Raw genomic sequence first — 21,085 nt, 5'->3', positions numbered from 1 at the left:
AACGGAGGTGCACCCATGAAGCGCCAGTTCCCCACAGCATCGCAACTCGCCCAGGTGCTCACGTTCCGCCGGCCTGTGCTCGACGGAACCGTGCGCCGCCTCCAGGCGGCATCGACCATCGGCGACCTGCGAACGATCGCACAGCGGAGAACGCCACGAGCGGCGTTCGACTACGCGGACGGAGCCGCCGAGCGGGAGATCTCGATTGCGAGAGCCCGTCGCGCATTCGAAGACATTGAATTCTCGCCTCAGATCCTCCGCGGCCTGCCTTCCGACGTCAACGCCTCCTCGCAGATCCTCGGAGCACCCTCCGAACTGCCATTCGCTATCGCCCCAACCGGGTTCACCCGGCTGATGCAGACCGAGGGGGAGATCGCCGGCGCGTCCGCTGCCGGCGCCGCGGGCATCCCCTTCACGCTGTCGACCCTGGGCACAGCTTCCATCGAAGAGGTCGCGCAGGCCAACCCGAACGGACGGAACTGGTTCCAGCTGTACGTGATGAAGGACCGCGAGATCTCGTACGGGCTGGTGCGACGGGCAGCGGCGGCCGGGTACGACACGATGTACTTCACCGTCGACACCCCGGTCTCAGGGGCGCGTTTGCGAGACCGCCGAAACGGATTCTCGATTCCGCCCCAGCTGACACTGCGAACGGTCGCGAATGCCATCCCTCGCCCCTGGTGGTGGATGGACCTTCTGACCACCGCGCCCCTGGAGTTCTCGTCCCTCACCTCCCTCGGCGCCGGTGTCAGCGAGGTGGTCGACGCTGCTATGGATCCCTCGATCTCCTACGCGGATCTCGACACCGTTCGGACCCTCTGGCCCGGAAAGCTCGTCGTGAAAGGTGTGCAGAACCTTGACGACGCCAAGAAGCTGACCGGCCACGGAGTCGATGGAATAGTCCTGTCCAACCACGGCGGACGGCAGCTGGATCGGGCACCGGTCCCGTTTCACCTTCTCCCGGCCGTCGTACGGGAGGTCGGCAGGGACGTCGAAATCGGCGTCGACACCGGGATCATGTCCGGCGGTGACATCGTCGCCGCTGTCGCGCTGGGTGCCCGATTCACCCTCATCGGCCGCGCATACCTGTATGGCCTTATGGCAGGCGGACGACGCGGCGTCGACCGGGCCATCTCGATTTTGAGCGACGAGATCGTCCGCACCATGAAGCTCCTCGGTGTCCAGGATCTCGGAGAACTCCACCCGGGGCACGTCAGACAGCTCTCCAACGCTCTCAGATCACTGAAATGACGATGACGTCAGAAGGGAACCCCATCATGAAATCGAACCCACTCACCCGCCGACGGCTGCTTCCATTCGCCGTTCCGCTGGTTGCGGCCCTGGCACTTGCCGGTTGCAGTGCTTCCGGCACGGGAAAATCCGACGGCCCGGTCACCATCACCCTCGCCACCGAGACTCGATTCGGGAAGACGAGCGCCTACCAAGAGATCATCGACAAGTTCAACAAGAGCAATCACGAGGGCATCACCGTCCGGCTGCAGGAGATCCCTACCGACAGCTACTCCCAGACGATCCGGACGCAATTCCAGGCGGGAAGCGCACCCGACGTGGTCTGGGGTTCGCCCGGCACGGGCTCGGGCAATTCGCTCGGCGTCTTCGCCAAGGCGGGGCAGCTCGTCGATCTGTCGAAGGAATCCTGGGCCACCGCCACGGTCCCGAAAAGCGCTCATGACCTCTACTACGAGGGCGCAGCACTCACCGCTGTCCCCGTCGACATCGCGCCGATTTCCGAGGTCATCAATTCCACCGCGTTCGGGTCGACCGGGATCAAACCCGCCTCCACCTTCGCTGACCTTCTCAAGCAGTGCACCGCCGTCCCGGCCTCCGGAGCAACCTCCCTGTTCGGACTCGCCGGGGCTCAATCCAGCAACACTGGCCTGGCCGCTCTCCAACTCGCCGCTTCCCGCGTGTACGCGGCACAACCGGACTGGAACGCCAAGCGGTCCGCAGGCAAGGTGACGTTCGCCGGGTCATCGGGGTGGAAGTCGACGCTGGAGGCCTTCGTGAAGATGAAGGACTCGGGATGCTTCCAGCCGGGCTCGGAGGGGGGTTCCCCGGAGACGGTGACCCCGGTGTTCGCGTCTGGGAAGATCCTCTCGATCTTCGCGCCGGCGGGAATCGCTTCCCAGCTCGCTCAACTGGCACCGAGCGCCACGATCTCGGTCGCAGCCCTACCCGGTGTGAAGGCGAGCGACACCTTCCTCTTCGCGTCCCCGACCAACGCTTTGGCCATCAACGCGGCCGGCAAACACATCGATGCGGCGAAAGCATTGCTGAAGTTCTGGACGGAGCCACAGAACCTGGACGCGTTCGCCAAGGCGAATGGCAACCTGTCGCTGACCACGGTCTTGAACGGTTCGCACGTGCCCGACCAGTACGCGAGCTTGGAGCCGTACCTGACCAACCCTGAGCGCAACGCTCCCTTGCCCAACCTGCTGTGGCCCAACGCGTCCGTCTACGACGCGCTCGGCACGGGCGTCCAGGGTCTGTTGACCGGTCAGACCACCGTGTCGCAAGTCCTCCAGTCCATGGATGCGGCATGGGGATGAAGGCGCGTCGGATGACCTGCTGCACGCTCGAGCTCGTGCTATGACCAGCCAGACAAAGGGCGTCGCACTCGACTCCGCACACCCGGCCGGGGCTCGCGACCTCGGCCGGGCGGTGCGCCGCAGCAGGCGCGCGCAGAAACGGGCCACCGGTCATCGTTCGGCGACCTGGTGGTGGGCCGCGCCGGCCGTCGTCCTGACCATCGGCGTCCAGTATTTCGGGGTCGGAGCAGGCTCGGTATTCGCCTTCACCGACTGGAGCGGTCTCGGCACCTTCAACTTCGTCGGCTTCGACAACTTCGCGGCCGCCTTCAGGTCTCCCGAGACAGTCCAAGCTCTCTGGAACACGCTACTGCTGGCCGTCTGCTTCGTCGTCCTCACAAACGTGTTCGGTCTGGGGCTGGCGCTGGCGCTCAATCGCACGTTGAAGAGCCGATACGTCCTCCGCGTACTGATCTTCCTGCCGGTCGTGCTCAGCCCACTCGGCGTTGCGTACGTGTGGAAGTTCATCTTCCAGCCGAACGGCCCACTCAACGAGGTGCTTCGAGCGGTAGGCCGTGACTCGTGGGCGGTGGCCTGGCTCGGCGATCCCCATACGGCGATCTGGACCATCGTCGTCGTGGTGGTGTGGCAGAACATCGGCCTGACGATGGTGATCTACCTCGCCGGTCTCGCCACCGTACCCGTCGAGCTGGAAGAGGCCGCAGCGGTCGACGGAGCCTCGGCCTGGTCCCGATTCCGTCGGATCGTTCTGCCGCTTCTTCGGCCGACGATCGTCATCGCATCGGCCCTCACACTGATTCAGGGTCTGCGGATCTTCGACCAGGTGCTGGCGCTGACCGGGGGCGGCCCCTTCAACTCGACCCAGACGCTCGCGACCCTCGTTTACAAGGAGACCTTCGTGAACGGGAGGTTCGGCTACGGCTCGGCCCTGTCGCTGATTCTGACCCTTTTGATCGTCGTGGCAGCGGTGCTCCAGGTCACTCTGCTGCGTCAACGAGAGGACTGACCATGCACCGCTATGGGAGCCGAGGTTTCGCGCTGGAGATCGTCACGATCATTGTCGCCATGGTGCTGATGATCCCGTTCTATTTCCTCCTCAACGTCTCGTTCAAGGGCAATTCCGACGCCTTCCTGTCGTCGGCGATCGCCCTGCCGCGTCCGCCGAGCGTGTCCGCATTCGGCGACGCGTGGGCGGGTTCCGCGACCGGGAGCATCCCCGGGGGATTGATCAGCAGCGTGGTCGTGACGGCAGGGAGTCTGGTCGTGCTCATCGCCTTCGGATCCATCGCGGCCTATACGATGGCTCGCTTGCCCGGCCGACTGAGCAACACCCTGTACATCCTCTTTCTGGTCGGGATCATCCTTCCGTTCCAGTTGGGGATGGTGCCGGTCTACGTCGTCCTGCGCACTCTGGGGCTTGTGGGGAGCCCGTTCGGGTTGATCGTCTTGTACAGCGGGCTTCTGATGCCGTTGGTCGTCTTCCTCTACACCGGATTTGCGCGGTCCCTCCCTCGTGAATACGAAGAGGCCGCGCAGATGGACGGCTCCTCACGGCTCCAGACCTTCCTTCGCATCATCTTTCCGCTGCTCGCCCCCGCGACCGGAACGGTGGCGATCCTCGCAGGTCTGATCATCTGGAACGACTTCTTCACGCAGCTGATCTTTCTCTCGGGGTCAGCGAGCGCCACACTTCCCGTCGTCATCTACGGATTCGTCGGTGCCAACGTGTCGGCGTGGAACATCATTTTCGCTGGGATCATCGTGTCGATGGTCCCCGTGCTGGTGTTCTACGTCTTCGCGCAGCGGAAGTTCATCCAGGGCTTCGCCGGGGGCATCAAGAGCTGACGACCGCACACGATTGCACCTTCTCTTCGCTGTCCTGCCATGCCTCTTGTGCCCGGGTTCGCGAGACATCGATTCGCGCACTCACCCCGCATTTACCCCGCACATTGAATCGATTCCAACAAGACTCAAGGTCGCTCAGAACGATCGAAATCCGCGGAAAATCAAGCGAAACTCGCCGCACCTCACAGTACGAGATCTCCTGGAACCTAATCGTGGTGTCGCGGGTTCGAGTCCCGCCCTCGCTACATAGCTTGAAAACACTGGGAACGGCGGCTGTTGAACAGCCGCCGTTTTCTCTTTAGTCGGGCCATTTTGCCCACATTTTGCCCACACTTGAAAACGCAGCCGGGTGATGTGGGAAATTAGTCGCTGTCGTGCAACCGGGCGCTGTCCGTGGTTGCAGCGATAATTGCCGAACCATGTTGACCAATCGTGAGGCAGCATCGCTCATCCTCATTGCGGGCGTCGCCCTGTTTACTGCTCTGATCGCCCGATCAGAGCTCAAAGTCATGGTGAAGCTGCTCTTCGCTTCGCGCATCACCGTGTTGTTCCTTCTTTATGTGCTCTACGGGGCGGCCGTTGTCTGGCTGGCCAGCACGGTGCATTTGTGGCAAGCAGCGCTCCTCAAAGACACGATCCTTGTCATGCTCACGGTGGCATTCCCGCTTCTGTGGCGATCGGTTGACGCTGAGACGGGAACAGTACTCGTACGACGGACGCTTCGAGCGGTGATCGGCATCGGTGCGGCCCTCGCCTTTTACATCAACCTCGCGTCATTGACGCTCGCAGGCGAGTTGGGTGTTCAGATCGTCATCGTTGGGCTCAGCGCGTGCGTGTCAGTTTTCGAGGCACGCGGCCGAAAGGTTGGAGTCACTGTAGCCAGTGCGCTCCTCGCCAGCATTGGTGTAGCTGGGATCGTCTACACAACCGTTTGGCTAGTCCTCCAGCGCGAGCATTTGAACTTCGAGGAACTGGGACTGACTGCAGCCATGACTGTCTGGCTGCCCTTGGCTCTCTTGCCGTTCCTCTACGTGGCGGCGTTATATGCCGCGATCGAGCTTGTTTACGTCCGTCTGCCCTACGTTGGCATTTCTCGCGAGGTTCCGTTCAGGGTGCGCCTTGCTGTATTCCTTGGCTTACGGGGAAGCGTTCGATACGCCAAGGGCCTCGTCGGCAAACCTTTGCTGGATGTGAGCCAAAACAGCACCTTTGCGGGCGCGCGCCGAGCCATGCGTCAGTTTCGCGCGGAGCTAGAGTCCGGACAGCTTTCTGGCGATGTAGAGCCCAGGCCGCCCGGGATTTAACTGCAATCCACGTCGCGGCGTCCATGAAGTGCTAGCTCTCTCCCGTGTGGTCCCAATACTTGGTGTCACCAGCGTGCGCATGCACGAGGTCCATCGAGTGCTTCGCGTCAGCTTTCCTCGAGTAGTTCTCGCTGGTGCATATGACCTCTCCGTTCTGAGCTACAACCAGTGTCCAGTGGTAGGGCTGGGCAGCCGTGGACTTGTACATGTGGAACTGCAGGACCCCTTCGGCCATCGCCATCTCCTCAGTTGTTGAGAAAAAGTCTGACGTTTGGGTCGTTCGTATGCAATCGAGCACCGCTTCGCGATACGCCGAGTCGGTAGGTCCCACGGAGGTTGCGTCAGTGCTGATTCGCGTTGACCAAATGATGTCGACAGTGGCGGACGCGACCTCGTTGAGCCGGTTGGCAACTGCGTCGAGGTCGTCATCAAAGAGATCACTGTAGGTGTCCAGGGTCATAGCTGCCGACGCGTGACCGAGCATCCGCTGCACAGCCTTCACGTTTGCGCCCGCGCTGACGGCGAGCGAAGCTGCCGTGTGGCGCAGGTCGTGAATTGTCATGGGGGGAAGGCCGGCTTCGAGAAGCGCGCGGTCCCACCACGAGTTGACTGCCATCGTAGGCGTCTTTTGGTAGGCGCCATTTCGATCGTCAAAGACAAGATGGTCGCGGCTTTTGCCAGCGCAAGCGTCCGCGAGCGGAACAGACAGGAATTGGGGATATGGAACGCTCCGCCGCTCATGGGTCTTGGGAGTGCCCACGACAATCGACCCGTTCACATAGACGGCGTTCTCTGCGACTGAGAGCCGACGCCGGCGGGTGTCCACATCACGGACTCGCAGGGCTGATGCTTCACCCCAGCGAAGGCCGGTGTATGCGAGTGTCGCCACGATGGGTGCATGCTCCCCGCACGCCGCGAGCAGACTGCCAACCTGTGCGTTTGTCAGGTAGACGTGTTCGCGGGATCGGCGTCGGGGGAGTTTTACGCCGCGAGCGGGGTTCGACGGGATGAGATGATCCCGGACGGCGGTGTCGAGGATGCCAGCGAGGATGTCGTGGCTTCGTCGGACGATCGTTGGGGACTTCGGCTTCCTTTCCCCGATGCCTTCACTCAGCTCAGTGATCCACGTCTGGACCTCACTGTGGCGGATCTTGCCGATCATCGTCGCGCCCCAACGCGGCTCCACATGAAGCCGCCAGGCGGACTCGTAGACATACGCAGATGACGGCTTTAGGTGCGAGCGCGACGCCAGCCACGCCTTCCCGAGTCGATCGACTGTCGCGCGAGCCGCTGTCGGATCGATGTACTCGCCAGTCGCTTTCTTCGTCTCGATAGAGGCCAGAAAGAGCTCGGCCTCCCGTTTGGTCCGAAAGCCCCGCTTATCGGTCTGCGAGTGATCGGGCTTGCGGTATCGGACCCGGTAGCGTTTGCCGGCCGCGGACTCGTACGCAGTGATACTGCCCATGATGGTTAGCTCTCAGAACCGATGCCGGCAACGACGCCAGTCAGTCCGCCCGACGTCAGGAGGCCTGCTACCCGGCGAGCCTCCGCCTCGATGCCGTCGATGCGCCGCTGGATCTCAGCGTTGCCTTCAACAACGTCGGGATCTCCGGACGAAGACTGCACAGCTAGAACGATGTGCAGCCGCTCCAGCTCCCTGCGAAGGCTTCCCAACTCTCGGAGGGTGGCCAGGACGTTGATGTCGGTTCGCTCGGCCGCGAGGCGAGGTCTGTAGGAACTCGCGGGAGTCGCGGACAACCAGCAGTCAAATTCAGCGGCGGTCATCCCATCGAAGTCCGAACTGAGGTTCGGCAGGTCAAGCGTCGAGTTCGGATTGCCGATCGGTGCGAGCAGGTACGACGGCGGCACGTTGAGCGCCCGCGCGATGTTGAGCAACTGGCTGACGCTGATGTCGGCCTTCCGACCCGACTCGATGTTCTCGAGAATCGCCGAAGTGATGTTTCCCCCCGGGACTGCCTCTGCCAAGTCGCGAGTGGTGCGGTAACCGCGCTCCCTCCGTGCCAACTTGATCCGCGCGCCGACGTTGGGTTCCGAACGAAAATCCGCCATTTCGACAGAGTAGCGCGTCCCTGCTTGTCAATCCAGCATATGAGCGTTATCGTCGATTTCGCAGATCAAGAGCTCTCTAGTTGTTGAAACGGAGGATATCGAGATGACAGGAGAATTCATTCGGCCCACCGATGTGGCCGAATTGACCGGGCTTTCGGTGGCTGCCCTGGCGCAGCTGCGCTACAAGGGCAAGGGTCCGCGCTATTACAAGCCCACGCCGCACAGCGTGGTGTACAAGCGTACGGAGGTGATCGCATGGCTGGAGGCGACGGTACAGACCGGGACCGCAGTGCCGGCGTGACCGGCCTCACCCCCGCGAATCCCGGTGCCATCCAGGACTTCGTGGACGGCTATGTCGTGCCGCTCGACCCGATGGATGACCTGCAGTGCGAGAGCTGTCAGTAACCATCGGTTCACCCGGCGCGCCATCCAAGCGCGGCCCCTGTTCGGGGGTAGCGTGCGGCACCAAATGGAGCGGCTGATTCTTACCCCGATCACCGTGACGCCCGGCTCCCAATTCGAGTCAGGGCGGCGGTAACGCATCGTGACTGAGACTCCCGAACTTCAGAGTCGAAGTCACTGCTCCATCACCGAATCCGGGCGCGCCGCCCCGACCTCCCCGGCGACGCCTGGCTCACGCAACCACCCATCTTCACGGGCGCTCCCGCGCGCCCATTCGCGCTGACCCAGCGCAATCTCACGAGCCATCCTGGCTCGAACCCGGTCCTTCGCATAAGCCACCTCCGTTAAAGGAAGGTTGTGATCTCGTGGCTGGAGGAACCCAAATCCGCACGCGGCCCGATGCTGTCCTCACGGAGTTGCTCCGTGAAGTTGACACGTTGCGACCGTACGTCCGCTACCAACTGCGCGGCTGGCCGAACGAGGTCGACCCCGTGCTCCAAATCGCCCGGGAGACGGTCTGGCACCGATCCTCGACGTTCGACCCTCAGCGCGGTTCGCCGCACGCTTTCGTGTTCGGCATCACCCGTCACGTCGTGCTTCGGGAGATTGAGCGCAAGCGCGTCCCGATGGACGAGATGCCGGACGACGTTGAGTCCGGCTCGGACATTGACCCGCTGGAGGTGATGATCCGCCGGTTCGATGCGCACCGGTGGATGGTGCTGGTGGCCGACTTTGTCGGCCCCTCTGACTGGCACGTGATGAGCGACCTGAGTCTGGCAGACGGTGACGCCGAGCGAGTGGCGGGCGCACATCAGCTGTCCAAACGCAGTGTCCGCACCATCCATGACCGGGTGTGCCAGACCGCACGCACCGTACTCGCCGCCCTCGCGGCCGCGGACGCGGGACTACCGCTGACCGGGTCCGTGATCGTCTCGTGCGTGCCCGAGACGGGTGGGTTTCGTGAGGTCGCAGCGATGATCGGCGACGACGCAGAAACCATCGCCGCGCGATTGCACGTCCATCCCGGCTCGGCGCGAGCGCGGATCGCGACCGCCAAGCGGTTGCTGATGATCGCCCGTACCGTCCTGGAACAGGAGGTGGCAGCGTGATCGGCGTCGGCGCGGCCGCCGCTCACGCGGTGTCACACCCGAAGACGACCCGGAACCTGCTAATCGTCGCGGCGGTCATCGTCCTGATCGTTCCGGTCGCGCTCGTCGCCGTCCCGGCGTCGCTGGTGCTCGCAATGGGCGCGAGCGGCTTCGGTGGTGGCGGGGGAGTGTGCGGCGGATCCGCCCCGTCTGTCGAGGCCGGCCAGAACGTGGACGGGTACGGACCGGAGCAATTGAAGATCGCAGCAACGATCATCACCGTCGGCCAGCAGATGAGCGTGCCGCCACATGGCCAGACTCTCGCGTTGATGGTCGCGATCGGCGAGTCCGGGCTGCGGAACCTCGATCACGGGGACGCCGTCGACAACACCACCATCGGCGTCTTCCAACAAGGCGCCAGCTACGGCACCTCGGCGCAGCGGATGGACCCGGCGACCGCAGCCGCCGCATTCTACACGCGCATGTTGCACGTCCCGGACTGGCAGACGCTTGCGCCGACCCTGGTCGCGCACGCGGTCCAGATCAATGCCGACCCGAACCACTACGCCCTGTTCTGGACACCGGCCGAGCACGTGTTGGCGGCGCTGACTGGGGCGGCCGCGGGCACCTGTCAGGTGCCGGCGGATGCCCGTGCTGCGGCCGCTGTCCTGGTCGGCGCGATCCAGGCGAAGAAGCTGAACTTCCTCGAGCCGCGCTACCAGCAGCAGGTCATCAACATGGCCGACGGGACCGCGACCCCGGACTGCGCGATCGACGTCCACGTCCTCCAGCTGATCGCCGTCGCCGTCCAGTCTTTCCGACAGGTCGGCGTCAGTGACCTCAACCGGCGCTGCACCGGCATGACCCCCGGCGCCGGAACCAAGTCGGCGCACTGGAAGGGCAAAGCGGTGGATTTCTACGCAATCAACCGGCAGTCCCTCACCGGCGCCGACGTCCTCTCGGTGCAGCTGGTTCACGTGCTGGACCCGTACGCCCCGCACGGCTCATCGGCCGGTCAAAGCGACTGCCGCGCACGCGCTCACGTGTCGCTCGGCGTACTCGTGAACTTCACCAGCGACTTCCCCGATACCTGCAACCACCAACACATCCAGGTGCCCTGACCAACGAAGTCCGGAAGGTGCGCGCCAAAAGCTGCGCCGAACCGGAAGTTCCAAGTGAAGGCGCACACGAAACCGAGGTGAATCGAGATGAACAAGAAGCTGATCGCAGTCGCGGCTCTCTTCCCATTGCTTGCCCTGACGGGCTGCGCAGCAAGTGCTCCAGCGCCGAAGCCTTCGTTCACGATCATCGCACCGGACACACCGGCCGCGGCTCCGTCCAGCGACGCGACTCCCGCAGCTGACGGCATCGTCGACACCGTCTACGTGCAGGTCTTCCCCGGCAAGACCTTCAAGGCGAAGCACGGCTGCCGATGCACTCTCCCGGGATCGAACCAGGAACTTTTCCCGATGGGGACGCCAGTGATCTTCGTGAAGTTCACGATGACCGGTGAATGGAAGCCCTCGCAGGGAAACCAGACCTACCAGGACGTCACCGGTACCACGCTCAAAGGCACGCAGTTCGACGGACGTCCCGAACCGGCCGTCCTCGACACCGCCGACGGACCCGATGTCGCGAAGGCTGCTGGGGTCGCGTGGCTGCCGAGCGGGCTCTTCCGCGGCAAGTCGACCTGGACACTTCCGAACGACAAGGAGCGCTCCTTCGCCGCCGCGTGGTACTTGCCGGCCGGCGTCGACCGGCTTCTGCTCACGATGAACGTCCCCTCCGAGGGGCTGCCGCTGCGTCTGACCGTCCCGCTGCCAGCGTCCGCGACGGACGCAGCGAACGCGAGCGGGGAGTAGCCCATGAACCTCCTGCTGAACCTGCTCGGCCTCCTGCTCGTCGTCGGCATCACACTCCTCGGAATCGCCGGTTCCGGGCTGCTGGAGGCGAGACGAATGACCGAGACCGAAGAACCCGAATCGAGAACAGATCCCGCCGAAAGGAAAACCCAATCATGAACGCACTCAACGAAGCCCTGGTCACCGTGCATGCACGCGCGGTCAACGTGCTGACGGTGAACAACCCGTCACCCGACTTCTCCGGCCCCGGGGTCGGCGCCCTACAGTCGATCGCTAACGTCGTGTTCGCCATCGTGCTCACCCTCGGCGTGATCGGCGGCCTGATCGCGGCCGGGTTCATCGTCGTCGGCCACATTTCCAGCAACGGACGTGTTCAGAAGATGGGCATCGTCGGGGTGGTGAGTTGCGTCGCGGGTGTTGCCGTCGCCGCCGGGATCGCGGGACTGATCAACTGGGGCCAGTCACTTCACGTGGCGTGACAATCATGCTCGCCATTGCTGCTGCTCCGCCGGATCCGTTCTCGCCGAACTACGGCTGCTTCATGGCCGATTTCGGCTGCCAAGCCTCGCAAACCGTCGCCCAGTTCATGGGTTCCACGATCCGCAACCTGGGCGACTTCATCGCCACCATGATCGCCGGCTCGTTCAACACCAACATCGACCAAAGCAGCTGGGAGATCGCCCACTCGCAGTTCCTGTTCTGGATCGCCGTCACCGCCCCCGTCATCCTCATCGTCGCGCTCGTACAGATCGGGATCGCGATGATCCTGCAGGACTGGGCGCGGATCGGGCGCACCGCCGCCGGCGCTGCCCTCGCGATCCCGTTCTCCGCTATCTGTGTGTGGGGGATGCATAAGGCATCGGGAGTCACCGACGCCGTGACCACCAGCCTCACCTCCACCGTCCAAGGCGGCGACCTCAGCAAAGGGCTGCTGCGGGTGGTGGGGCTCCTCGACATCACCAAGCAAGCGCCCAACGCGGTCATGCACAACGCCCAATTCACCCAAGGCGGCGTCATCTTCACCATCGCCACCCAAGGCGCCCAAGGCCCCGGCTCGGTCGGCGAGTACGTCATGGCGTTGCTCGTGGTCGGCCTGATGATGATCGCCTCGCTCTTCCTCTTCATCGCCATGTCGATCCGCGAATTCGGGCTCCTCGCCCTGGCGGCGATGGCCCCGGTCGGGCTGATGATGATCGGACAGCCCAAGCTCACCGCCTGGGCACAACGATGGATGAACTTGACGGTCGGCCTGCTGATCGCCAAACCACTCGCCGCTGGTGTCGTGCTCCTTGCCGTGGAGCTTACGAAAGCGAGCCTCAGCATCGGGGTCATCCTCGTCGCTGCCGGGGCTGTGATCGCTGCCTCGTTTTCCCCGTTGTGGGCGACGAAGCTCGTGTCCTTCGCCGGCGCCGAGGTCGGCACAGCGCTTCACCATCGGTTCTCCGTCCGCGACCAGTTCTCGCGGGTGAACACCGCGGCCGCTCCGGTCCGCTCCGCCGCTCGGGTCATCAAGGTTGGGAGATAGCTCATGACCAGCTTCACCGCCGACCAGCTTATTAGCGACGAAGGCGCCCCTCGGGTCCGCTTTGCTGCCCGGGAGCGACGAGGTATTTTCCTTGGCCTCACCTTCCTGCAACTCGTCGTCATCGGCGCCGCCGTCGCCATCTTGCTGGCAACCCTGTTCATCAACCCCAACGCGTTCTGGGTGATGCTCCCGCTCATCACTCTGGTGGTGTTCTTCGCGCTCGCTACCTACCGGCGTGAGCCCGTGCTCGTCATCGCCGCACAGGCCGCCCGCTACGCCTACCGCAGCCTCACCGGCCAGACCACCTTCCGCCGCGACGTCTGGCTCCGAGTGACCATGGCATCCCTGAGCGTCGGCCAAGCCCAGGCGGCAGCGGTGACACCCGTCGTCACCTCCAGGTTCCTGCTTCCCGGTGCGCTCGGCGACGTGCAGGTGATCCAGATCCCGGGCGCGGGCGGATTCATCTATAACGCCCGCGGCCGACTCGCATCCATCACTGTCCGAGTTGGGTGCCGAGCGTGGGCGCTGCGAGACAAGGGCACCCAAGAGGCCGCCTACGACGGATTCGTCGAATGGCTCAGCTCCCTGGAGAACCTCCCAGGTGTGCGGGAGACCACGATCCGCATCAGAGTTGACCGTGCGTCGTCGACCCAGCTGAAGGACTACCTCGTCGCCCGCGAGGATGAGTTCGGCCCGCAGGTGAGCGCGGAACTGCGCGAGCAGTATTGGGCGCTGACGCAGGCGGCGTCGAAGCGATCGATGGGGTTCACCAACTACATCACTCTCACCTTCGACACTGCCGCCCTCAACAGCGCCATCCGCGACGCTGGCAAGGGTCTCACTGGTCTAGCTGCGGTTCTCAAGGAACGCGTCGCGGGGATCGAGACTTCGATGGAGCACGCCCGGCTCACTCCGGCCGGCTGGCTCACCGCTGACGAGCTCGACGAGTTGAACGCGCTGTCCGCTGACCCGGTCGCTGCAGCGACGCGGCGCGAGCAGGACTCCGACATCGTCTCGGCGCCATCACCGGTGATGGGGATCGACGAGGGCTGGGACACGATGCGTGTCGACGAGTCCTGGCATCAGACGTTCTGGGTCGCTGAATGGCCGCGCACCGACGTCCGCACCGGCTTCCTTGAACCCCTGCTCTACGCCGGGGATGCCACGCGGGTGATCACACTCCAGGTTCGCCCGGTGGCAACGCACAAGGCGCTGGCCCAGCTGAACCGCGCCCAATCGGATATGGAGACCGCCGCGACGATCCGGATGAAGCTGTCCTCCCGGATCCCGCTCACCCACCTCCGCGAAGAGGAAGACCTGGCCGTGCGCGAGCACGACCTCGTCGACGGGTTCGGCGACGTCCAGTACCGCGGCTTCGTCACCATCTCCGCCGAATCCAAGGACGCCCTCGCCAGAGCGCGCACGGACATCGAGCAGGCCTCGCACCCAGCCCGCCTCGTCCTCGCATCGATGTCCGGCCAACAAGCGGCCGGGTTCGTCACCGCGGCGCTGCCGGTGCCGTTGGAAGGGGACTGAGATGAAGCAGTCAGCCGTCATCGGCCGCATCCCAGCTAACGAGAAGCCCGGCGTCAACGGCCGCCACCGTCAGTCCACCCGATCGGACAAAAACTTATGCTGGAAGGTTCAGTCGGCGGAGTTGCCGGCGTCGAAGATGCCGGCCTGGGGGTGGAAGCAGCCGCACAACCTGCGTGGCCCACTGCGCGCCACCCCACCCGCACACCGGTGCTCCTCCAAAGTCCTCGGCGGGGCGTATCCGTTCCTGGCGGAGACCGGAGACATCCTCACCGGTGCGTACATCGGGGAGAACCTTCTGTCTCGCGCCCCGTTCTGCTTCGACCCGTGGGACGCGTATTCCGCCGAGGCCGTCCGTTCGCACTCGGTCGCGATCCTCGGGGTGAAGGGGACTGGGAAGTCGATGCTCGCGAAATCCTGGTCCTCGCGGCTCGCTCGGCTTGGACGCAAGATCGCAGTCCCGCACGACCCGAACGGGGAGTGGCTGCGCGTCGCGACGTACGTCGGCGGCACGTCCATCTCCGTCGGCCCCGGCAAGGCCGCCCGAATCAACCTCCTCGACGAAGGCCCGCGGGACGCGTCGTTCTCGGATGAGGACTGGAACCAGAACGTCCTCCAGTACCGGCGCGCGACGGTGAAGACGATCATCCGCCGCCTCCGCGAAGGCGGGAACCTGGAGCCGGTCGAGCACACCGCCCTCGACGTCGCTCTCGATGCCCTGCGAGGCCAGTCCACGGTCACCATCACCCACGTGTATGACCGTCTCGTCGATCCCGACCAAAACCAGCCTCCCGAGGTGGTCGAGGCTGGCCACCGGCTCGCGCATTCGCTGCGCCGGATGGTCTCAGGCGACCTCACCGGGTTTTTCGACGGACCTTCCACGGTCCGTTTCGACGCTGACGCCCCGATGATGGTCGTCGACACCTCCGCGTTGAAAGGCGCATCGCCGGAGGCGCAGGCGCTGGCCCGGCTGGCTACAGCGAATTGGATCCGCCGCTCCAGTCTGGGCGCGAACCGGCAGGCCCGGGTGATCATTCACGAGGAGGCCGCCGTCGAACTGCTCAACGACGTATCCGGCGGCGACGGCCTCGCCGACCGAGTGGAGGATGAGAAGGTTGCCCGACATCTCGGCACCTCCAACTGGTACCTGCTGCACCGAGTGGCCGACCTCGACGCGCTCGGCGACCGAAACAGTGCGCTCCACTCTCGGGCGCTCGGTCTCCTCGCGGACTGCGAGACCCGGATCTCGTACGCGCAGCACTCGGGTGAGATCGCCCGGTCGCGGGAGATCCTGGGCTGGAACGACACCCAAGCCGATCTGGTCCGCAAGCTTCACAAGGGCGAAGGGCTTTGGCAAATCGGCCAGGACCGGGTCGCGAAGGTCCGCAACATCTGCACGGACTACGAACTCGGCATCTTCCGCACCGACGCGATGGGCGGCGAACGAGCATGAGACCCCACAGTTCCTCGTGGACGCACGCTGCCCTCTACAGCTTGTTCGCCATCGTCGTCGCGGGCGCCCTTACGACCGGTGTCGCGAGCGCGACCATCACCGCGACCTGTGACGGCGCCGGGCAGCCGGGCAGCGTCTTCGCCGGCCTACAACTGGCAATAGGAGGCGACCCGAGCGGGTTCTCCCTGGTGCCGGGATGCACGGCTCCGGCGACATTGATCCGCGTCCTGGATCTGCTCGCCGTCTTCCTTCTTTTCGGCGCGATTGCAGTCGGGATGATCTGGTGGCTTCGTTACCGGCAATCAGACCGGTACTTCATCCACGAGCTCCGCGGCCGTGACGGGCTCGCCAAGCCTGGCGAAGTCCGCAAACACACCTCCGCGCGCACAGCTCTCCGTAGAGCCAAGACGCTTCGCCCGTCGCTGGTCGATCCGTCGCCAGCTGCGGCGGGGTGGAGGGTCGGCAGCGCACACGGGCAGGACGTCTACGTTTCGATCGAGGACTCGATCGTCGTGGAGGGTGCGCCCCGTTCCGGCAAGGGCTACCGGTTCATCATCAACGCCATCCTCGACTGGGACGGCCCACTGATCACCACCTCCACCCGCAACGACAACCTCTCCGCCACGATGCGCGAACGCGCGCGGGTCGGCGAGGTCACTGTCTTCGACCCTCAAGAGCTCACCGGTATTCGCTCCGGACTGCGAATCTCGCCGGTGGCCGGATGTGAGGATCCGCTCGTCGCGGACCAGCGCGGTCAGGCGATCATCGCCGGCACGGCCCTCGGCGTGTCCAAGACCAACCAGGAATGGGCGCAGGTGTCCTCCAACGTGCTGTCCCGGCTCCTGCACGCTGCCGCCGTCTCGGGGCGTGGCACCGATGCCCTGGCGCGGTGGGGGTCCAATCCCCGGATCGCGCGTGAAGCCGTCAGCGTGCTCGCCAACCAAGGGACGCCCGGCTGGTCCGAGGACCTGGACGCGATCATCAACGGCGACGAGAAGCTCCTGGCCAACACCTGGTTCGGCGTCTTCGGTGCACTCCGCCCGCTGTCCATCCCCGCGATACGGAGCGCGATGACGCCCGGGAAGGGGGAGCAGTTCGACCTCGACGCATTCCTCGCCGGACCCAACTCCCTCTACCTCGTCGGCACCGGCGCCGGCGCAGGCTCCGTCGGCGGATTCCTCGGCGCCGTCCTCGACGACATCGTCGAAACCGCGCGCCGCAAGGCCCTCGCCTCTCGCGGGTCCCGCCTCGAGCTCCCACTGGCACTGATCTTGGATGAGATCGCGAACATGTTCTCCTGGCCGGCGCTGCCGCGGATCATGGCCGACGGCGGCGGCATCGGCATCTCCACCATCGTCGTCCTCCAAGCCCTCTCCCAAGCCGAGACCGCCTGGTCCCGGTCCGAGGCCGACACGATCTGGTCTGCCGCCACGGCCAAGCTCCTGCTCGGTGGCGCGTCCGATGTCGACCACCTCCGCGACATCGAATCCCTCCTAGGCACGCGGCGGATCCGGAACACCGGGCACTCCTACAACGACAACGGGTCCTCCACGAACGTGCAGAACGAGAAGGTGCCCGTGATGACGCTCGACGAGATCCGCCGCATGCCAGAAACAGTCGGGCTCCTCGCGTACCGGAACCGCCGGGGCATTCTGCTCGACCTGCGGGGATGGACTGATCGCGACGACGCCCGTCAGGTCAGCGCGGGCAAGAAGCTCACCGAGCTCGACCAGCAGCTGGTGTTTGCCGAACAGTATCGAGCCGCATTGGATCGCCGAGGTTCAGCGGGGGAGGGAAACTGATGTCCAACCTTCGTCGGCCCTCACGGGATAACACCTACCGCAGCCGCTACCTGCACTCGTCGGCCTGGTTCGGCCGGCGCGACCGCTGGTTTCTTGACGAAGAACACCGCAAGGGCAGTGTCCGCTGCGCGCTTTGCCTCGGCGCCGGGAGCCGACGTTCGCTCGAGTTGCACCACCTGGACTACCGAGGCGTCACCCAGGCCTCGCATGGCTGGTCTGCTGGCGAGAAGCACGAGGACCTGACCGCACTGCACCCGCGCTGCCACGAGTACGTGCATCTGCTGATCGAGCGGGACCGTGCGCTCTCGGGTTTCGTCTCCCGCCGCACCGCTTCCATCCAGGCGATCGCCCGGCTTCAGGCCAAGATCGCCCACTACATCGAAGCATCTCTGGAGCAGCAGTGAGCGACGACATCCCGCTCGACGACCTCGTCGCCTCGCTTGCCGACGGATGGGAGAACCAAGCGCCCCGGCAGAGTCCAGGGATGCTCGGCATCCGCGTCATCAACTGGCGCACCCTCGAAGACGAGGACGCCCCGCAGGTCTGGACCGACCTCCGGAGTTGGGTTGCCTGGTTCAGCCACCGTTACAACATCGCTACACGGAAGATCCCGCCCTGCTGGTTCAAGCACGGCGCCCTCGTCGAAGAACTCTCCGCTCTGCACACCGCATGGCTGGTGTCCTACGACACCCTCGACGCGGGTTACGGACCCATCGGCTGGCACGAACGCCTCGCCGTCGCCCTCCCGCGACTGGCCACTTGGTACAACGGTGAATGCCACAACGGCCACACCGAGCTCCCACAAGCCGGCGACGACGCCGTCCCTGCCGAGTGGGCGGACTGGATCCGCGACAGCCACGCCGGTTCGTGAGAGTCGGGGCCACGATTTGCGCGCTCGCTGCGCGCATCTTCCGCCCTTGAACCGGAAGTTCTATGTGAAAGCGACCCCACCAGCGGGCGCGAACCGAAAGGGAGAGGAATCATGAGCACACGAGTCCCGATCAGCATCGAAGGCAACCTAGTTGCCGACCCCGATTACGGGGAATCCCAGAACGGCACCAAGTTCGCCAAGTTCACCGTCGCCGTCACCGACCGCAAGCTCGAAGACGGCAAGTGGGTCGACGGCGACACCCAATATCACCGCACCACCGTCTTCGGCCGCACCGCCGAGAACGTCCGCGCCAGCCTCGCCAAGGGCGACACCGTCATCGTCAACGGCAACCTCGAGTTCCGCCATTGGGCCGACCAGGCCACCGGCGAACCCCGAGCCGCCACCGAAGTCGTCGCCGACAGCGTCGGACCGTCGCTCCGCTACACCACCGCGGAGGTCGCCCGCCGCAACCCAAAAGCTGACGGCCTGGACGCCGCTTTGTCCGGGCCAAGCTTGGATGCGCGGTCGCCACAGGCCGCTTCGGCGACGCTCAGCTAGCCCTGGCGTCTGGTGGGGGGCGACTTTGAGCACCCCACCAGACGCACAGCGGGATGTTGCCGTGGGCCTGAAGACACCCTCGATGTAAGTCGTACTTGGGCCACTTAGCGTTTCGAGTGCGTCCCTATGCCATTTCTAACGCAGCTGCCAGACCTGCTGGCAATCGATGGACCACTTCTGCCTGGAGTGACAACCTTCGCAGATTGCGGTACCAAAGCTTGCGCACTTCGCCGACGTCCCTGCGTGTGAGGCGGGCGACGGTCTTTTCCAAGGCGAGCACGTCGCCCGGGACCCGAGCCCGCGTTCGCGAGCGCGATGAAGGAAAGTCTGTTTCCGGCAGCACGCGGTCAAGGGGCAGCGCCGTCAATTGCGCGTCCGACATTGCGGCGTTTATGGAGAAGTAGCACCCCATCGCGGTAGCTCGTGAAACCTCATCGGGGTTGCCGAGAAACCAATGCAGAATTACGCCAGGGTGTCCATTCTTTTCGAGGGCATCGATGACCTGGCGCGTTCGCCCCGTCGAATGAACAGAGATCAGCGAGGCACCAGCATTGATGAGGATCTCCCGGAAGATGCGAACTTGAGTTTCTAGATCCCCCCGACGATCAAGCCCAACCTCTCCAATTATCGGAGATTGTTTTGCCAGCTGGAGAAAGCGCTCCTCAGACCACTGGTCGAGGGATGTTGAGTTGCCCGGATGGGCCCCGATAGCCCACACCATGCCCGGCTGACGATTATTAGATGCAGCACGGAACTCGTTTAAGGAACGAGTCATGGCAAAGACGATGGCACCTTCAAGAGAGTTCACCTGAGCCTTGGTCACGTCGTGAGCGACGTGCGCGTGGCAATCAAGGGCTGGGAAGTTGTACATGTCCGATCTCTCCGAGGCCGCGTCTCACGAGGTCCATCACGCCGGCGAAGTCGGTGTCGAGGGGCCACCGAGCGGAACTCAAGACCAGTTCTTCGGGGATCCCGAATTCTGCCGCCTCACGAAGGCTCACGATATCGCGCCAACGTTGTTTCAACAGACCATCCAGGTCGCTGCCGTCAAGGAGCTCGCAGTCATATTCGCTTGGATCCTGGATACCCGCGCCCAGGAAAGCGCCTCGCCTCACGACGCACGCCACACATAGACCGCAATTGTGGTTGGAATCGCCTCCGTGAAATTGCGTACCTCCTTTTGCGCACGAAAAGGAGGATTTGAGGGCATCGGCAAACGTGGGCATCGCAAGATCCGGTAGAGCCGCAGCCACCAGTTCTCCCTTGGTCATCGACGTGAATGGATTGGTGATCTCCACGTCGATGCCCAAACTTTCCAGGAGGGAGCCCACGAGGAAGAATGTGTAGGGATGAGTGGAGCGAGTTGTCAGCGTTCCACCGCGACCCGCATCCAACGGCGGATTAATGCTCGTGAATCCGTTCTCGGGTACCCATAAAGTGCTGGCGCCATGAGAGTGAGCGGACATAGCCCCGAGGGCCATGAACATCAACGATCGCGATCGCGGACCGTGGTTCTTACGCCGTGAAGTATCTCGGAGAAAGAATTCGAAGCGATCGTAGGGGGCGTCTTCAATAGCTATATCGATGAGCCGCTGCGCATGTCGAACTGCGCGCGAGGCGTCGCGGTGTCCGATGAAGCGGATGCTCGTTTTGTCTCTGAGGCCAATAACCGCTCCGCAGAGCGAATCGAGACCTCCGGAAAGTAGCTGGATTCGGTCAGCTGGCTCGGCAACTTGGAGCGGGAGTCCCGCATCCTCCGGTTTGAGACTGAAGGTCCACGAATCTCCTGTGAGCCAGTGAAGCAGGTCAGCAAGATCACTGAGAGCCCCAGCTTCCCACGGCTGCGGATCTTCGACGAATGTGGTTACGCGGAGTTGCCGATGAAGCGACACAGCTGGCTTTGGCACTGCGCTATCTGCCAGATAGGCAGCCGCTGCAATTCGATAGAAGTCGCGTGCGGCAGGACTGGCAGCGGCAAACTCTTCGAGATCCCAATACAGACTCGAAATTACGTTTGCGTCGGTATGGCCATCGCGTGGCCAAACGAAAGAGATCTGGTCTGCATCAGCCTCAAGGCCGGCCGGCACGACCGCAATCGAGTGGCTGGTCATCTGTCGTCTCCTCGACCAAACAACCGGCAGGCTTTGGCGGCCAGTCTGGAAGCGTAGTCAGCGACGGTTTGGGGCGTCGCATTTACTAGCT

22 protein-coding genes are annotated in these 21,085 nt (G+C 64.1%); 18 read left to right on the top strand and 4 right to left on the bottom strand.

Going from position 1 to position 21,085, the window contains the following annotated elements:
• The first annotated feature begins 15 nt into the window (after positions 1-15).
• From BLW09_RS15810 to BLW09_RS15790, 5 genes are all read left to right on the top strand, one after another.
• Positions 16-1,251 carry an alpha-hydroxy acid oxidase gene (locus BLW09_RS15810; protein ID WP_089914880.1) on the top strand — a complete coding sequence of 412 codons (1,236 nt, stop codon included), beginning with the start codon at positions 16-18 and terminating at the stop codon, positions 1,249-1,251.
• A gap of 26 nt (positions 1,252-1,277) precedes the next feature.
• Entirely contained in the window at positions 1,278-2,570 is a 1,293-nt protein-coding gene (locus BLW09_RS15805) for an ABC transporter substrate-binding protein (protein WP_157696970.1), read from the top strand.
• 40 nt (positions 2,571-2,610) lie between these two features.
• Positions 2,611-3,576 carry a carbohydrate ABC transporter permease gene (locus BLW09_RS15800; RefSeq protein WP_089914874.1) on the top strand — a complete coding sequence of 322 codons (966 nt, stop codon included), beginning with the start codon at positions 2,611-2,613 and terminating at the stop codon, positions 3,574-3,576.
• A 2-nt stretch (positions 3,577-3,578) separates the two neighbouring features.
• Positions 3,579-4,415, top strand: a complete 837-nt coding sequence (locus tag BLW09_RS15795) for a carbohydrate ABC transporter permease (RefSeq protein WP_089914871.1) — start codon at positions 3,579-3,581, stop codon at positions 4,413-4,415.
• Positions 4,416-4,834: 419 nt separating this feature from the next.
• On the top strand, positions 4,835-5,719 hold the full coding sequence (locus BLW09_RS15790; protein WP_089914868.1) for a hypothetical protein: 885 nt from the start codon (positions 4,835-4,837) through the stop codon (positions 5,717-5,719).
• Positions 5,720-5,750: 31 nt separating this feature from the next.
• Here the strand turns inward: BLW09_RS15790 and BLW09_RS15785 are convergent, their stop codons facing one another.
• Both BLW09_RS15785 and BLW09_RS15780 read right to left on the bottom strand, forming a co-directional pair.
• A complete protein-coding gene (locus tag BLW09_RS15785) occupies positions 5,751-7,184 on the bottom strand; it encodes a tyrosine-type recombinase/integrase (protein WP_089914865.1) in 1,434 nt (477 codons plus the stop codon).
• A 5-nt stretch (positions 7,185-7,189) separates the two neighbouring features.
• Positions 7,190-7,789, bottom strand: coding sequence for a helix-turn-helix domain-containing protein (locus BLW09_RS15780; protein WP_089914862.1), 600 nt, complete (start codon positions 7,787-7,789; stop codon positions 7,190-7,192).
• Positions 7,790-7,892: 103 nt separating this feature from the next.
• Between BLW09_RS15780 and BLW09_RS15775 the strand changes: the two genes are divergently transcribed.
• The 13 genes from BLW09_RS15775 to BLW09_RS15720 all read left to right on the top strand — a co-directional run bounded on the left by BLW09_RS15775 (position 7,893) and on the right by BLW09_RS15720 (position 18,883).
• On the top strand, positions 7,893-8,090 hold the full coding sequence (locus BLW09_RS15775; RefSeq protein ID WP_089914859.1) for a helix-turn-helix transcriptional regulator: 198 nt from the start codon (positions 7,893-7,895) through the stop codon (positions 8,088-8,090).
• A 466-nt stretch (positions 8,091-8,556) separates the two neighbouring features.
• Positions 8,557-9,300 carry a sigma factor gene (locus tag BLW09_RS15770; protein ID WP_089914857.1) on the top strand — a complete coding sequence of 248 codons (744 nt, stop codon included), beginning with the start codon at positions 8,557-8,559 and terminating at the stop codon, positions 9,298-9,300.
• Positions 9,297-10,400 carry a hypothetical protein gene (locus tag BLW09_RS15765; RefSeq protein WP_089914854.1) on the top strand — a complete coding sequence of 368 codons (1,104 nt, stop codon included), beginning with the start codon at positions 9,297-9,299 and terminating at the stop codon, positions 10,398-10,400. The genes BLW09_RS15770 and BLW09_RS15765 overlap by 4 nt, the downstream gene beginning before the upstream one ends.
• Before the next feature lie 87 nt (positions 10,401-10,487).
• Positions 10,488-11,141, top strand: coding sequence for a hypothetical protein (locus tag BLW09_RS15760; protein WP_089914851.1), 654 nt, complete (start codon positions 10,488-10,490; stop codon positions 11,139-11,141).
• Positions 11,142-11,144: 3 nt separating this feature from the next.
• Entirely contained in the window at positions 11,145-11,300 is a 156-nt protein-coding gene (locus BLW09_RS18975; RefSeq protein ID WP_157696969.1) for a hypothetical protein, read from the top strand.
• Positions 11,297-11,620 (top strand): hypothetical protein, encoded by a 324-nt coding sequence (locus BLW09_RS15755; protein WP_089914848.1) that lies wholly within the window; start codon positions 11,297-11,299, stop codon positions 11,618-11,620. The genes BLW09_RS18975 and BLW09_RS15755 overlap by 4 nt, the downstream gene beginning before the upstream one ends.
• Positions 11,617-12,666 (top strand): hypothetical protein, encoded by a 1,050-nt coding sequence (locus BLW09_RS15750; RefSeq protein ID WP_089914845.1) that lies wholly within the window; start codon positions 11,617-11,619, stop codon positions 12,664-12,666. Before BLW09_RS15755 ends, BLW09_RS15750 begins: the two co-directional genes overlap by 4 nt.
• Positions 12,667-12,669: 3 nt before the next feature.
• Positions 12,670-14,202 carry an SCO6880 family protein gene (locus tag BLW09_RS15745; protein WP_089914841.1) on the top strand — a complete coding sequence of 511 codons (1,533 nt, stop codon included), beginning with the start codon at positions 12,670-12,672 and terminating at the stop codon, positions 14,200-14,202.
• A gap of 1 nt (position 14,203) precedes the next feature.
• Positions 14,204-15,652, top strand: a complete 1,449-nt coding sequence (locus tag BLW09_RS15740; RefSeq protein WP_157696968.1) for an ATP-binding protein — start codon at positions 14,204-14,206, stop codon at positions 15,650-15,652.
• On the top strand, positions 15,649-17,454 hold the full coding sequence (locus tag BLW09_RS15735; RefSeq protein WP_231946904.1) for a type IV secretory system conjugative DNA transfer family protein: 1,806 nt from the start codon (positions 15,649-15,651) through the stop codon (positions 17,452-17,454). Before BLW09_RS15740 ends, BLW09_RS15735 begins: the two co-directional genes overlap by 4 nt.
• Complete coding sequence (locus tag BLW09_RS15730; protein ID WP_089914832.1) at positions 17,454-17,858, top strand: hypothetical protein; 405 nt, start codon at positions 17,454-17,456, stop codon at positions 17,856-17,858. The genes BLW09_RS15735 and BLW09_RS15730 overlap by 1 nt, the downstream gene beginning before the upstream one ends.
• Positions 17,855-18,325 carry a hypothetical protein gene (locus BLW09_RS15725; protein ID WP_089914827.1) on the top strand — a complete coding sequence of 157 codons (471 nt, stop codon included), beginning with the start codon at positions 17,855-17,857 and terminating at the stop codon, positions 18,323-18,325. The genes BLW09_RS15730 and BLW09_RS15725 overlap by 4 nt, the downstream gene beginning before the upstream one ends.
• Positions 18,326-18,436: 111 nt before the next feature.
• Positions 18,437-18,883, top strand: a complete 447-nt coding sequence (locus BLW09_RS15720) for a single-stranded DNA-binding protein (protein WP_089914824.1) — start codon at positions 18,437-18,439, stop codon at positions 18,881-18,883.
• A 124-nt stretch (positions 18,884-19,007) separates the two neighbouring features.
• On the opposite strand, the gene BLW09_RS15715 is transcribed toward BLW09_RS15720, so the two are convergent.
• Together BLW09_RS15715 and BLW09_RS18970 are read right to left on the bottom strand one after the other, a co-directional pair.
• Positions 19,008-19,754: a TatD family hydrolase gene (locus tag BLW09_RS15715; RefSeq protein WP_089914821.1), complete on the bottom strand. Its 747-nt coding sequence runs from the start codon at positions 19,752-19,754 to the stop codon at positions 19,008-19,010.
• Positions 19,732-20,994: a 7-cyano-7-deazaguanine synthase gene (locus tag BLW09_RS18970; RefSeq protein ID WP_157696967.1), complete on the bottom strand. Its 1,263-nt coding sequence runs from the start codon at positions 20,992-20,994 to the stop codon at positions 19,732-19,734. The genes BLW09_RS15715 and BLW09_RS18970 overlap by 23 nt, the downstream gene beginning before the upstream one ends.
• Positions 20,995-21,085: the final 91 nt, after the last annotated feature.

Source organism: Leifsonia sp. 21MFCrub1.1 (assembly GCF_900107895.1).
GTDB classification, from domain to species: Bacteria; Actinomycetota; Actinomycetes; order Actinomycetales; family Microbacteriaceae; genus Leifsonia; species Leifsonia soli.
This window is presented reverse-complemented; position numbering and strand designations above follow the sequence as displayed.